The following is a 13,204-nucleotide window of genomic DNA, read 5'->3' on the forward strand; positions in this document are numbered from 1 at the left end:
CGAAAGCCTTAATCACTGACAATTTCACTACGTAGTTGATCTAAAAAGCCATACATATAGTCAGTCCTGCGCTTGGCTTCGGCTTTTGCCGCGTTGGTGTGCATGCCATCTTGAATATGCAGCAATTTGATAAAGAAATGATCTAAGGTATAGCGTTTGTCATTAGCCTCTCTGGCTTCACAAAATGGGTCTTCTGCGTGATAGATATGTCGCGCAATCGCCCCACCTACTTTCATACAACGGCTAATACCAATGGCACCAAGCGCATCCATTCTGTCAGCGTCTTGGACAATTTTTGCTTCTAAACTGGTTGGTGCAACATTTGCGCTAAAGCTATGGGCAACAATGGCATGGTGAATTGCAGCAAGTTTGCTTTCATCATAACCATAAGCTTGTAAAAAAGTCACCGCCTTGTCTGCTGCTAACTTTGATGCAATCGCTCTGTCTGGATGATTCTTTGCCACTGCTACACAATCATGTAACCATGCAGCAGGTATCACTACGGCCAGATCCGCTTGCTCCGCATGCGCCAATTGTTTGGCCACCTTAACAACTCGTTCAATATGGGTAATATCGTGTGCAGTGTCTGCAACTGTGGCTGTTAAAATAAATTCTCTGCAGGCGGCTTCTAGCGCGTCCATTTTGCTTCCCGTTAATGGCAAATGAGCCTCAATCTTACGTGATAGCCTGCTAAACTCAAGGGACATTTGTATGTTAGGCCAAGCTTCACTACAATGCGCGCATATTTATGTCGAAGGATACTTTAATGTCTCACGCTATTTATCTCGAACCGGGTAGAGAAAAGTCTTTAAAAAGAAAGCACCCATGGGTTTTTTCTAAAGCAATTAAGAAAATCAAAGGTAAACCCGGGATCGGTGATACCGTTGAAGTATATACCCACGATGGTCAATTTTTGGCTATTGCCGCATACAGCCCTGAGTCACAGATCCGTGCCCGCGTATGGAGCTTTGAACCCAATGTCGCAATTGACGCCGACTTTTTTGAGCGCAAGCTAAGACGTGCCCTTGATGCCCGTGAACAACTCATCGCTGAAGGTGGTTTGAGTGGCTTCCGCCTTTGTGCCGCAGAATCGGATGGCTTACCAGGCATCACCATCGACAAATTCCAAAACGTCTTGGTATGTCAGCTACTCAGCGCCGGTGCCGAGCGCCATAAAGCTGATATTACCGCCGCGCTTCAGCGTATTTTCCCAAACTGCACGATTTACGAGCGCTCAGATGTTGATGTGCGTAAAAAAGAAGGTTTAGAGAAAACCACAGGTGTGTTACACGGTAAAATGCCGCAAGAGCCCGTGATCATTCAAGAAAACGGTTTGAATATTGAGGTGGATATCGAAAACGGCCACAAAACCGGTTTTTACCTCGACCAACGTGACAGTCGCGCTGCGCTGGAGCGTTTTTCAAAAGACAAAGAAGTACTAAACTGCTTCTGCTACACAGGTACCTTTTCCCTTTATGCGTTACGCGGCGGCTGTAGCAAAGTGACCAACGTTGATGTTTCTGAGCAGGCGCTTGCTATCGCAAAACGTAACGTTGAGCATAATCAGCTAGATTTAAGTCGCGTCGATTTTGTAAAGCAAGATGTCTTTAAGCTGCTACGCCAATACCGCGAAGAAGGCAAATTGTTCGACACTATCGTGATGGATCCGCCAAAATTTGCCGAAAGCAAAGCGCAATTAACTGGAGCCTGTCGTGGCTACAAAGACATTAACATGGTGGCGATGCAAATTTTGAAACCGGGTGGCACTTTACTGACGTTCTCATGCTCGGGCTTGATGGACCAAAACTTATTCCAAAAAGTAGTTGCTGACGCCGCGCTGGATGCCGGAAAGGATCTATTGATTATGGAACGCCTTAATCAGGCTGGTGACCACCCAATTTCAGGCAATTATCCTGAAGGGTTTTACCTAAAAGGTTTGATCTGTAAAGTGTACTAACAAAAAACGGAGCTTCGGCTCCGTTTTGCTTAACTGGCAGTCAAACGTTAGCCGCCTAGTTAAACTGATTGATTTCAATTCCCCAGATATATTCTTCTTCATTGTCTTGAGTAACGCGCAGCACTTTCGCATGCACACTCAGTGGCGGTATTGCATTGCCAGAGGAATCAATAAACACCTCTATCATAGTATTAACTTCAACCGGCTCAGACACCACCAATGACATACCCGTTGCACTTAAGTCTTGGCATTTGGCTTTAACCTTGTGGCCACTTTCTAGTACTGTGACGGTCGCAGTGGTATTGACACTCATGCGCATAAAGCGGCGTTTATCTTCATGTAACATCGCGCTCTCCTAAACGACGTTTTTTATTTTCTCCAACAGTGCTTGCATGGAAAACGGCTTGACCACATAAGCATCACAGCCTGCTTCAAATCCTGCACGTTGCTCTTGTTCTGATTCTAAACCCGATACCATTACAACAGGAATATCCTTAGTTTCTGGGGTATTTTTGAGCATTCTGCAGGTGTCGTAGCCATCTAAACCCGGCATACAAACATCAAGCAAAATTGCATCTGGTGGATTGGCTATAGCACTAGATAAACAACTTTTCCCCGAATTGGCATAGCTCAGCACAAAACTATCTGCTAGAGCTAATGACAACATTTCGTAGTTAAAATATTCATCATCAACAACTAAAATATGCGTAGCGCGATCCTTTGGTTTTTGCGACGCCATAATGGTAGCCATGTCCTTTTCCGATCCCAATTTCCGTCCTCTTTAATAAAGTAATGGGCTTAGCTCAAAAAGCAAGCTCAAAATTGTAAGTAAGCACAAAATCCTCAGTGATTGCCAAATTAGGAGAGCGGCAATAACCTTGTTACTTAGAGTTCTATTTCCTTTAAAGCGTTCAATATTCGTTTTGCTGAGATTGGATAGGCAGTGCCTAAGGTCTGAGCAAATAACGAAACCCGCAGCTCTTCCTGCATCCAGAAAACTTCAGTGATAGCAGGTGGTACTGGCATACCCTGTGGTATTTTTTTTAGCAGTGCCTGATATTGCTCTGCAACTTTATCCAATTCCAACACACATAAACGGTCACGGTTAGGATCAACCGGAAGTTTTTCTAAGCGTCGCTCAATGGCTTTAAAATAGCGTAGCAATTCCGGCATTTTTGCCGCGCCGTGGTGACTTACAAAACCACGGAAGATAAGTCGCTCCAACTGAGATTTAATATCGCCGTGCGCGGTTATCATAGTTAGGTCGACTTTACCTTTCATCTTTTTATTCACCGCATGGGCGATACTCAGCACCTGCTCAACTTGGATAGCGATTTTCACTACGGTATCGCCAAGCTCAGCACGGATCCATTCTTTTGCCGCCATAAAACTGGCTTCATCGCGGATCTCAGGGCGTGCAGCGAGTAAACTATCCACGCCAGCAGCAATGCAGTCGTCAATCAAATCCTGCACTTTGCCAAAGGGGTTAAAGTACAAGCCCAGTTTGGCTTTATTCGGCAAATGCTGCTGCAAATATTTAATCGGTGACGGTACATTTAACAAAATCAAACGACGTAACCCCAGTTTGTGTGCTGCTGCCGCCTTTTCAGGGTGATCAAAGAGCTCAATTGCGGCGCTGTCTTTTTTATCCACCAGCGCGACATAGGCTTTTATCTCATACTGCCCCTGTTTTTGCGTATATTCACTCGGCAAATCGCCAAATTGCCAGTCACATAAGCCTTGCTGCTCAATACCCGGTTTGGCCACTTTTGATAACGTATCGCTGACTTTACCTTGCAGTTTATCTTTTAGCTGTTGCAGATTGGAGCCATGCGCAAGCACTTTTCCGTTGTCGTCTTGTACCTCAAACTGTATCCGCAAATGGGCATCAAGTGTCGTTAAATCCCAAGCTTCTGGTGGGATTGTCACACCTGTCATACGCTGCAAGCGCGTACTCAGCGCGTCTAGCAAAGTACCTTGCATCGGCTCGATAGAAGCTAACACAGCATCAGCATAGTTCGGCGCTGGCACAAAGTTACGCCTAAGCGACTTAGGCAGAGATTTAATCAAACCACAGATTAATTCATGGCGTAGCGCGGGAATATGCCAATCAAAACCGCTTTCCTGCACTTGGTTAAGTAATGCAATTGGGATCACCACGGCGACCCCGTCCAATGCCTGACCAGGTTCAAAATGATACTGCAAAGGCAAAATCAGGTTATCTTGTTGCCAAGTGTCTGGGTAGGCAAGCTCTGTCACACCATCCGCACCATGTTGCATCAACATCGCCTTATCCATCATCAGAAAGTCAGGCGTGGTTTGGCGAATACGCTTATACCAGCTAGCAAAAGCCGCGCGGTTGTTAACCTCAGCGGGCAAACGTTCATCGTAAAATGCCAGCAAGGCTTCTTCGTCAACTAAGATATCACGACGGCGTGCTTTATTTTCAAGCCGTTGAACTTCTTCGATAAGTCGCTGGTTGTGAGCAAGAAAAGCTTCATCCATGCCTAATTCTTGATTGATCAAAGCCTCGCGAATAAAGAGCTCGCGACTTAATACTGGGTCGATATGGCTATACACCACCCGCTTTCTTGGCACTATGATAAGGCCAAATAAAGTCTGTTGCTCAAACGCAATCACCGCACCGGGCTTTTTCTCCCAGTGTGGTTCACTGTAGCTGCGCTTTACTAAATGTGCCGCCAGTGGCACTAACCAATCAACGTTGATACGCGCATTCATGCGCGCATAGAGTTTGCTGGTTTCCACCAGCTCAGCAGACATGATCCACTTCGGGGCTTTTTTAAACAGGCTTGAGCCGGGGAACACATGGAATATACTGTTACGCGTGCCTTTGTAATGCTGTTTTTCGTCTTTAAAGCCAACTTGAGTCAAAAGCCCACTCAGAATGGCTTGATGAATACGTTCATAGTCAGCCGGTTGCTCGTTGAGACGTAAATCCATCTCTTCACAAATGGTGGTGAGCTGATAAACAATATCCTGCCATTCACGCACCCGCATATAAGCCAAAAAGTCCTGTTGGCACATTTTTCTAAACTGGCTGCGCGTTAACGCTTCTTGTTGCTGCTCAAGATACTGCCACAGGTTTAAAAAGGCGATAAAGTCTGAATCGGGGTCTTCAAAACGACCATGTTTTTCGTTGGCCGCTTGTTGGCGTTCTTGTGGGCGCTCTCGCGGATCTTGGATAGATAATCCCGCCACTATGATGATCACTTCACGCAGTGCACCTAAGTCTTTCGCTGCCAACACCATTTTTGCCAAACGCGGATCAATCGGCAGACGACTGAGATTCTTACCTTCTGGGGTTAATGTGGCGCTGTGTTTGTTATCAGCAGGCTTAATCGCTTGCAGCTCTTCAAGCAACAACATGCCATCGGTAATATTGCGACTATCCGGCGCCTGCACAAACGGGAACTGGCTAATTTCCCCAAGCCCCAGCGCCAGCATTTGCAGTATAACTGACGCCAAATTAGTGCGTAATATTTCAGGGTCAGTAAACTGTGGACGACTGTTGAAGTCATCTTCTGCATATAAACGGATACAAACGCCTGCTGCAACACGACCACAACGGCCTTTACGCTGCTCAGCACTGGCACGAGAAATCGCCTCAATCGGTAAGCGCTGCACTTTGGTGCGGTAACTATAGCGGCTGATCCGCGCTGTGCCAGGGTCTATGACATAGCGAATACCAGGTACTGTAAGCGAGGTTTCTGCGACGTTTGTCGAAAGTACAATACGACGCTGACTATGAGCCGCAAAAATACGGTTTTGCTCTGCATTGGACAAACGTGCATACAGTGGCAGTATTTCGACCCCTTTAAGTTTACGTTTAGCAAGCGCTTCGGCGGTATCACGAATTTCCCGCTCGCCGTTCATAAAAATCAAAATATCGCCAGGCCCTTCTCGGCACAGCTCATCTACCGCATCAAAAATACCTTGCAACAGCTCATTGTCATTATCGCTATTGTCGATATCGACATCGGTCAATGGACGATAACGAACTTCTACTGGGTAAGTTCGGCCAGAGACCTCAATGATAGGAGCGTTATTGAAATGCTTGGAAAAACGCTCAGGATCTATGGTTGCTGAGGTGATAATGACTTTTAGATCAGGGCGTTTTGGTAGTAAATTCTTTAGATAACCGAGAATAAAATCTATGTTGAGGCTACGTTCGTGCGCTTCATCTATGATGATAGTGTCGTATTGATTGAGGAACCTGTCTTGCTGGATTTCGGCCAGCAAAATACCATCAGTCATCAATTTAACATGGGTCTGCGCCGAGACATTATCACTAAAGCGGATTTTAAAACCAACGCTTTGCCCAAGCTCGCATTCCAGCTCTTCAGCAATACGGGCGGCAACGCTACGTGCAGCCAATCGTCTTGGCTGAGTATGACCTATGTAACCGTCAACGCCACGACCAAGCTCTAAACAGATTTTTGGTAACTGAGTGGTTTTACCTGAGCCGGTTTCACCAGCCACAATCACCACTTGATGTGCCGCAATGGCCGCTTTAATCTCATCTTTTTTCTGGCTAACAGGCAAAGCCTCAGGGTAAGAGAGTCGCGGCATTGCGTCCAAACGCTGCTGACGCAAAGCTTTGCTAGCCAGAATGTCTTTTTCTATCGTCGCTAATATTTTTGCTTGTTTACTTGGATCTGCAACTTTTTGCAGCCCTTGCAAACGCTTTCTTAAAATAAAGTGATCCTTTCGCAAACAGTCTACAACTGCGTTTTTGAGCGACGTGACGTCCACTACTCACCCTCTGAGGATAGTCAAAATTCCCACTATTCTAACAAACTGTGAGGTAGAATCCTACGTTAGCGGCTGCAAAACTCCGACCAGCGTGCTAGTGCGTCAATTTGCTGTTGAACTAAGCTATACAACTCAACTAGACAAACCTATGCCCAGCTTCATAATTACAGTGTAAATGCTTGTCAATTGCACGCAGCACGTTAGCTCTGCTTATCACCCCTAGCAAGTAACCTTGGTCATCAACCACGGGATAAACCTTCGGTTTATCTATAGTCATCCGCTCTGCTAGCTGCAACACACTTTCATCAGGTGACACACAAATAGGTGTCGGATTCATTACATCATGAACCATACTGTGGGATTCATTCTGATACGTCGCTTCAAGCATTTTGCGAATACAGTCTTGCTCAGACAAAAACCCTACCACCCGTTTTTGGGCGTCTATCACTGGGCCACCTTGCTGACCACTCAGCAACAGCTTTTCAACCGCCTGTTCAATGCGCATGTCGGCATGAAACGTTACGGGACGGTGATTTAAATAATCTTTCACCTTAATCGATTGCATAATTATCGCTCCATAAAAAAGCCAGCCCTATTCTCTTTTTAATAGTAGCTGGCAGCGACAATTTTGCTTACCTTTGCAATGATTAATCTTGTTTAAAAATACCAACATAAGTGGTAGCCGCGGAGTGCTTACTGGCGCGGTACATGCCCTCAGTATTAAACGGCATACTAATATTGCCTTTGTTATCGATGATAATCACTCCACCTGTCCCACCGATTGGCGCAAGCACATCGTGGATCACCTCTTTGCCAGCTTGCTCAATGGATTTACCTTGATATGCAACCCGTGCACAGATATCCGAGGCGACATTATAGCGAATAAAATACTCACCATGGCCTGTGGCCGATACCGCACAAGAATGGTTATCGGCAAATGTGCCTGCGCCAATTACGGGGGAATCACCAACGCGACCAAAACGCTTGGCAGTCATGCCTCCTGTTGAGGTGCCCGCGGCTAGATTACCCTGTGCATCCAAAGCAACTGCGCCAACTGTGCCCATTTTATAAGCGCTTGGTAAGGCTTGATGGGCCGCTTGATAATCTTTGGTATGCGACTTTGCTTGTTCGAGTTTTTCTTTGGCTTTTTTCAGTGCTTCTAAACGTGCTGGCGTATCAAACAAGCTATTTTCTACCATAGCTATGCCCTGTTGTTTGGCAAACTCTTCTGCGCCTTGTCCACTTAACATGACATGCACTGAATTTTGCATCACTTCTTTAGCAAGTAAAATGGGATGCTCAATGTGTTTTACGCCAGCCACCGCACCTGCTGCGCGAGTTTTACCATCCATAATAGAGGCGTCTAACTCATGCTCACCATTGAAAGTATAGACGGCACCTTTACCAGCGTTGAAAAACGGCGACGATTCCATAATGGTTATCGCTGCGGTTACGGCATCTAAGCTTGCACCTCCTTGCTCTAACACCTTGTAACCCGCTTCAACGGCTTCTTGTAATTTAGCGCGATAAGCCGCTTCTTGCTCGGCACTGAATTTGGCCTTTTCTATGGTGCCAGCGCCGCCATGAATCGCGATGGCAATCGGTGATTTCGCAAAACTGCTGGTCGACATGGCCAGCAGCATAAACGCTGAGCCTAGTATTACTCTTTTCATGATGTTCCTCGTTAACGTTTCAAATCAGGCGTTACCCATTTTTTCTATACCGACATGACTTGGTGCGGTAGGTAGACGACAAGTACGCGAACTCCCATGAGCATAGACATCCTATGTAATTGGGATGAGCGGACAGAGCCACCACTTTTACTACTTCAAGTAGCAAGGGTATACATTTAGCAAAGTGGCAAGGAAGGAAAAGAATTGCAACTCGATGAGATATGACGCCTAAAAAATGCGAAAAGGCGCATCAAGCGCCTTTTCCAGAGTCAGCAAACGTTTTAGTTACGCAGCTTGTTCTGCTTTCAAACGAGCTAGACGTGCAACTTGGTGCGAAGACGTCAGGAATGAGTAGATTGGTGCCAAGTAGCCACGCTTACGCAGCTCAAGGAAATCTGCATCGCTCAGCTCAGCAAGTTTACGCTCGTCAATCAAGTAAATGCCGTTGATGTCACGCTTTTCACCTTTAATATCAACAGTTAAAGTCTGTTGAGAGAAAAGCTCTTTATCCGCTAAATATTGTGTAAAGGTATCAGTCACGCGGGCAAACTCAATATAAGAAACTAAAGCTTCTTTACGACGCTTAAGGTATTCAGTCTCTTCACCGTTTTCGAATAGCGCATTGCCTTCTGTGTCATTGACTAATGGACTACCTGCATCAATAACAACACCAAACTGATCTTGCTCTGGGTGCTTAACTAAACCTAGTGGGTAACGTGTCGTTGCCATAGGCGCGTAACCCGCAGTCCACTTGTCGCCTTCAACAAATAGGTTTTGACCTGGCTCTAAACCAAACATGGCAACAGCTTGGAATTGACCTGTTTCAGTGTTTTTCACGAATACTAAAGGAAACTCAACCGCAGCACGAGCAAACTCGTGAGCGACGACAGGAATGATATGTTGAGATTTTAAGAATTCTACGTTGATGCCGTTTTTGATTTTGATATTGGCATGCTTTTCCGCATGTAAAGGCTGCACTTGTTGCTCGGCCATAGTACTACTCCATTTCTTTCGTATAATTATAAAGCGCTGTCGCTCTTATCTTGTGGCCTTAGGCTAGCGGTTTTACTGGTAAAAAGAAAGGGAAAATTTTTTGACACTCTGTACAAACGAGTTAAGTTCTTGACATACAGTAGAAGTTATTTGTTAACTGATTGAATTTGTGCAAATTAACACCAGCTAAACCGCCTAAAAAAGCCCCAAATAGGGGCTTTTTACGTTTAGCAAATACTTGCGGCTATCGGCGGCGCTGGTACTTCAACATGCGGATTTTGCCCGCGTTGACGTAGCAGATGATCCATCAAGGTGATAGCCATCATAGCTTCTGCAATAGGCACTGCCCGGATCCCAACACAGGGGTCGTGACGACCTTTGGTCACAAGCTCGGTGGCTTCATTGTAAACGTTGATACTCTTACCTGGGATAGTGATACTAGAGGTCGGTTTAAGCGCAATGCTCGCAACAATATCTTGCCCAGTTGAAATACCCGCTAAAATGCCACCAGCATGATTGGAGGTAAACCCCTCTGGAGTAAGCTCATCGCGGTGGGTTGAACCATTTTGCTCCACTACCGCAAAGCCATCACCAATCTCAACACCTTTGACAGCATTGATACTCATCAAGCTATGTGCAAGTTCCGCATCTAAGCGGTCAAACACTGGCTCACCCAAACCAACTGGCACATGGCGTGCGACTACCATCACTTTAGCACCCACTGAATCACCGCGCTTTTTAAGCTCACGCATATATTCATCAAGTACTTCTAGTTTACTCAAATCAGGAAAGAAAAACGGGTTTTGTTCCACTTGCTGCCAGTCAAACTGTTCTGCTTTGATTGGTCCAAGCTGCGATAAACATCCTTGTACCTCAATGCCGTGGGCTTGCTTTAAATATTTTTTCGCAATGGCTCCAGCGGCCACACGAATCGCGGTTTCACGCGCGGACGAACGACCCCCACCGCGATAATCGCGATGTCCGTACTTGTGCCAATAGCTGTAATCGCCATGTCCTGGGCGGAATAAATCTTTGATTTGGGAGTAATCTTGTGAGCGCTGATCGGTGTTTTCAATCAACAAACCAATACTGGTTCCGGTGGTTTTACCTTCAAATACGCCAGAGAGGATCTTCACCTCGTCTCCTTCACGTCTTTGCGTGGTATAACGGCTCTGACCAGGTTTACGCCGGTCTAAATCGACTTGTAAATCTGCTTCGGTGATCTCAAGCCCTGCGGGAACACCATCAACGATGCCTCCCAATGCAGGACCATGGCTTTCACCAAAGGTGGTCACTTTAAAGAGTTGACCAATACTGTTGCCCGCCATCGTGCCTCATTCCTCTTTGATTGCGAGTGACGACCTTAGCCGTCACGCGAGGCATAACGGCAAAGATCAGTCGTTAAAATAACTTAATAGTGCTTCTTTGCTGATCACGAATACCCCTAGTCCACCACGTTCAAACTCAATCCAAGTGAACGGCGCGCCGGGGAATTCTTCCTCCATATGTATCATAGAATTACCCACTTCCACAAACAGTAAACCACCCTCATTGAGGTGTTCTGCTGCTTCTTGCAAAATTGTACGGGTCACATCTAAGCCATCTTCACCTGATGCTAAGCCTAACATCGGCTCATGATGGAACTCTTCAGGCATGTCAGCGATATCTTCGGCGTCAACATAAGGTGGGTTGGCTACTATCAAATCATATTTTTGGCCAGGAATACCGCTAAATACGTCGGACTGAATAGCAAACACACGATCTAGTAACATGTAGTCATTGATGTTGGTATCGGCCACAGCCAACGCATCATAGGAAATATCTACCGCATCTACTTGCGCATCAGGAAACGCGTGCGCAAGAGCAATAGCGATACACGCTGAGCCAGTACACATATCAAGAATACGGCCAACGTTTTTGCCTTCTTCTAACCAAGGCGTGAATTTACGGGCAATCAACTCCGCAAAAGGTGAACGCGGCACTAATACTCGCTCATCGACATAAAATGGCAAACCTGCAAACCACGCCTGATTGGTCAAATAAGGCACTGGCGTGCGGTTCTCGATACGTTCGCGAATATAACCAAATAAACGCTGCTTTTCAGAGGTAGTGATCCGCGCTTGGATCATCTCTTTTGGCGCATCAATGGGCAAGTTCAGGATAGGTAGCACTAAACTTACCGCTTCATCCCATGCGTTATCAGTGCCATGGCCAAAATACACGCCATGGTGCATTAACTGGCTGGCAGTCCAACGTAACCAATCTTGAATGGTAAATAGCTCAGCAATGGCTTCTTGTTGCTGGGCTTCGGTAATTTGAAATTCACTCATCGCAGCTCTCTGTCTTTTGCGCCTAATAACTTATTGTAACTTGTTTTCAGCTAGGTTTTTACGCTTTTTTTCATTACAATACCGGCATGAATGAAAAAGACCTCGACCCGTTCAACACTGATGATTTTGCCCTCTTTCAAGAGGCAGTGAGTGGTGTTAAAAAAATCAAGCAAGACACAGTACAGTTCAAACGCAGTGCTGTGCGTTTTCGTGGTGATGTTGTCGAAGAACAGCAGCGCCAACACAGTGCTGAGTTTTACTTTTCCGACGATTATGTGCCCGATATTGACACCTCCGGTACCATTAACTTTGTTCGCCCTGGCGCAGACCGTTTTCTAGCAAAACAATTACGCCGCGGCGATATTGCACCTGAGCTGATTTTAGATCTGCATGGTCTCAATAAAGACACCGCTAAACAAGAATTAGCAGCGCTTATCCATGCCTGTAAACGCCATCATTATTACTGCGCTTGTATTGTGCATGGAATTGGTGAACGGGTGCTAAAACACAAAGTACCTCATTACCTCGTGCAACACCCAGACGTGCTTGCCATTCATCAAGCGCCGCTTGAATATGGTGGTAAAGGCGCGTTACTGATCTTAATTGACATTCCTGAACTGTAATTACTAAGACGCTAACCCCCAGCGTCTTAGGTACATCACCTACTGCCCACTGAATGATTTAAATTTCGCTACTTATTAGCACAAAACGCTAAATCACTTAGCAAAATTAACCACTCCTGAATTAAGCCCATTTCTAACAAAAAACAATAACCATTAAAAATCATAAACTTAAAAATTTTTTTGATTATGGCACAACCTTTGTAATAGCTATTGCGACTAATAAGTTAATCCCAAGGAGCACAATCATGAAAACTTTAACTCAATGTTTGATCGCTGGCTGTTTAATGACTGCAAGTATTGGTGCAAATGCGCAATCTGTAACAAGTGACCTAGTTGCAGATATGAGCCAAGTGTTAGTTTCAAGTTTACAAACCAGCTTACAAGATATGAAAGCGAAATCTAAAACGGCGTTACTTGACGCTTTGAAAAGTCAAATTGCCGATGCCAACAAACAAGCTGAACAAACTCAACAAGTAGCAGCAACAGAGAAAAAGGATGAGCAGTAATGACTAACGAATTATTACTCGCCAGCATTTTAGCCATGCCAGTCGTGAGTCTATTCAGCGTATACTTCGGTTACATCGGCGTTAAGTCGCTCTCGCAGTGGTGGTCAGTTTAGTCTCCATCGCTGCGCCACTGGCGCCCTACCATTAGACTGGTAATAAACTGGTATTGAAAAAGAATAAAAACGAGATAAAACTCTGATACTGAGGAAACAACATTCTCTCGAATGTTGAACAATAGTGCAGCGCATCTAGGCTTAATATTCTAAGCGTATTGGCCGCCATATTTAGCTGCTAACAAAGCAACGCACAGGCAATAAAAAAACCGCCTTGCGGCGGCTCTTGTAAAGCT

General features: G+C 45.5%; 12 protein-coding genes. 3 read left to right on the forward strand and 9 right to left on the reverse strand.

From position 1 onward, the window contains the following. Positions 1-8 precede the first annotated feature (8 nt). Positions 9-641 (reverse strand): HD domain-containing protein, encoded by a 633-nt coding sequence (locus tag ACFOEE_RS07540; RefSeq protein WP_377122780.1) that lies wholly within the window; start codon positions 639-641, stop codon positions 9-11. A gap of 125 nt (positions 642-766) precedes the next feature. On the opposite strand from ACFOEE_RS07540, the gene ACFOEE_RS07545 reads away from it, so the two are divergent. Then, on the forward strand, positions 767-1,957 hold the full coding sequence (locus ACFOEE_RS07545; protein WP_377122782.1) for a class I SAM-dependent methyltransferase: 1,191 nt from the start codon (positions 767-769) through the stop codon (positions 1,955-1,957). Between the two features lie 55 nt (positions 1,958-2,012). Here the strand turns inward: ACFOEE_RS07545 and ACFOEE_RS07550 are convergent, their stop codons facing one another. The 8 genes from ACFOEE_RS07550 to prmB all read right to left on the reverse strand — a co-directional run bounded on the left by ACFOEE_RS07550 (position 2,013) and on the right by prmB (position 11,726). Further along, positions 2,013-2,303: a PilZ domain-containing protein gene (locus ACFOEE_RS07550; protein WP_377122784.1), complete on the reverse strand. Its 291-nt coding sequence runs from the start codon at positions 2,301-2,303 to the stop codon at positions 2,013-2,015. 9 nt (positions 2,304-2,312) lie between these two features. Continuing rightward, positions 2,313-2,708 (reverse strand): response regulator transcription factor, encoded by a 396-nt coding sequence (locus tag ACFOEE_RS07555; RefSeq protein WP_377122786.1) that lies wholly within the window; start codon positions 2,706-2,708, stop codon positions 2,313-2,315. 134 nt (positions 2,709-2,842) lie between these two features. Next, positions 2,843-6,730 (reverse strand): ATP-dependent RNA helicase HrpA, encoded by a 3,888-nt coding sequence (hrpA, locus tag ACFOEE_RS07560; RefSeq protein WP_377122788.1) that lies wholly within the window; start codon positions 6,728-6,730, stop codon positions 2,843-2,845. A gap of 136 nt (positions 6,731-6,866) precedes the next feature. After that, positions 6,867-7,295, reverse strand: a complete 429-nt coding sequence (locus tag ACFOEE_RS07565; RefSeq protein ID WP_377122790.1) for a CBS domain-containing protein — start codon at positions 7,293-7,295, stop codon at positions 6,867-6,869. An 82-nt stretch (positions 7,296-7,377) separates the two neighbouring features. Then, positions 7,378-8,403, reverse strand: coding sequence for an isoaspartyl peptidase/L-asparaginase family protein (locus tag ACFOEE_RS07570; RefSeq protein WP_377122792.1), 1,026 nt, complete (start codon positions 8,401-8,403; stop codon positions 7,378-7,380). A 285-nt stretch (positions 8,404-8,688) separates the two neighbouring features. Further along, on the reverse strand, positions 8,689-9,396 hold the full coding sequence (locus ACFOEE_RS07575; RefSeq protein WP_377122794.1) for a SapC family protein: 708 nt from the start codon (positions 9,394-9,396) through the stop codon (positions 8,689-8,691). Between the two features lie 227 nt (positions 9,397-9,623). Further along, entirely contained in the window at positions 9,624-10,724 is a 1,101-nt protein-coding gene (aroC, locus tag ACFOEE_RS07580) for a chorismate synthase (RefSeq protein ID WP_377122796.1), read from the reverse strand. Between the two features lie 66 nt (positions 10,725-10,790). Further along, on the reverse strand, positions 10,791-11,726 hold the full coding sequence (gene prmB / locus ACFOEE_RS07585) for a 50S ribosomal protein L3 N(5)-glutamine methyltransferase (RefSeq protein ID WP_377122798.1): 936 nt from the start codon (positions 11,724-11,726) through the stop codon (positions 10,791-10,793). An 86-nt stretch (positions 11,727-11,812) separates the two neighbouring features. On the opposite strand from prmB, the gene smrB reads away from it, so the two are divergent. Both smrB and ACFOEE_RS07595 read left to right on the forward strand, forming a co-directional pair. Then, the gene (gene smrB / locus ACFOEE_RS07590) at positions 11,813-12,349 is read left to right on the forward strand and encodes an endonuclease SmrB (protein ID WP_377122800.1); all 537 of its coding nucleotides are present in this window, start codon (positions 11,813-11,815) and stop codon (positions 12,347-12,349) included. A gap of 245 nt (positions 12,350-12,594) precedes the next feature. Further along, positions 12,595-12,855: a hypothetical protein gene (locus ACFOEE_RS07595; protein ID WP_377122802.1), complete on the forward strand. Its 261-nt coding sequence runs from the start codon at positions 12,595-12,597 to the stop codon at positions 12,853-12,855. Positions 12,856-13,204 lie beyond the last annotated feature (349 nt).

Source organism: Pseudoalteromonas fenneropenaei, assembly GCF_042643375.1.
GTDB classification, from domain to species: domain Bacteria; phylum Pseudomonadota; class Gammaproteobacteria; order Enterobacterales; family Alteromonadaceae; genus Pseudoalteromonas; species Pseudoalteromonas fenneropenaei.

What these genes read in the sequence shown, in the direction of transcription:
- ACFOEE_RS07540 (WP_377122780.1), bottom strand. Translation starts at nt 641, where the DNA reads ATGGACGCGCTAGAAGCCGCCTGCAGAGAATTTATTTTAACAGCCACA.
- ACFOEE_RS07545 (WP_377122782.1), top strand. Translation starts at nt 767, where the DNA reads ATGTCTCACGCTATTTATCTCGAACCGGGTAGAGAAAAGTCTTTAAAA.
- ACFOEE_RS07550 (WP_377122784.1), bottom strand. Translation starts at nt 2,303, where the DNA reads ATGTTACATGAAGATAAACGCCGCTTTATGCGCATGAGTGTCAATACC.
- ACFOEE_RS07555 (WP_377122786.1), bottom strand. Translation starts at nt 2,708, where the DNA reads ATGGCTACCATTATGGCGTCGCAAAAACCAAAGGATCGCGCTACGCAT.
- ACFOEE_RS07565 (WP_377122790.1), bottom strand. Translation starts at nt 7,295, where the DNA reads ATGCAATCGATTAAGGTGAAAGATTATTTAAATCACCGTCCCGTAACG.
- ACFOEE_RS07570 (WP_377122792.1), bottom strand. Translation starts at nt 8,403, where the DNA reads ATGAAAAGAGTAATACTAGGCTCAGCGTTTATGCTGCTGGCCATGTCG.
- ACFOEE_RS07575 (WP_377122794.1), bottom strand. Translation starts at nt 9,396, where the DNA reads ATGGCCGAGCAACAAGTGCAGCCTTTACATGCGGAAAAGCATGCCAAT.
- aroC (WP_377122796.1), bottom strand. Translation starts at nt 10,724, where the DNA reads ATGGCGGGCAACAGTATTGGTCAACTCTTTAAAGTGACCACCTTTGGT.
- prmB (WP_377122798.1), bottom strand. Translation starts at nt 11,726, where the DNA reads ATGAGTGAATTTCAAATTACCGAAGCCCAGCAACAAGAAGCCATTGCT.
- smrB (WP_377122800.1), top strand. Translation starts at nt 11,813, where the DNA reads ATGAATGAAAAAGACCTCGACCCGTTCAACACTGATGATTTTGCCCTC.
- ACFOEE_RS07595 (WP_377122802.1), top strand. Translation starts at nt 12,595, where the DNA reads ATGAAAACTTTAACTCAATGTTTGATCGCTGGCTGTTTAATGACTGCA.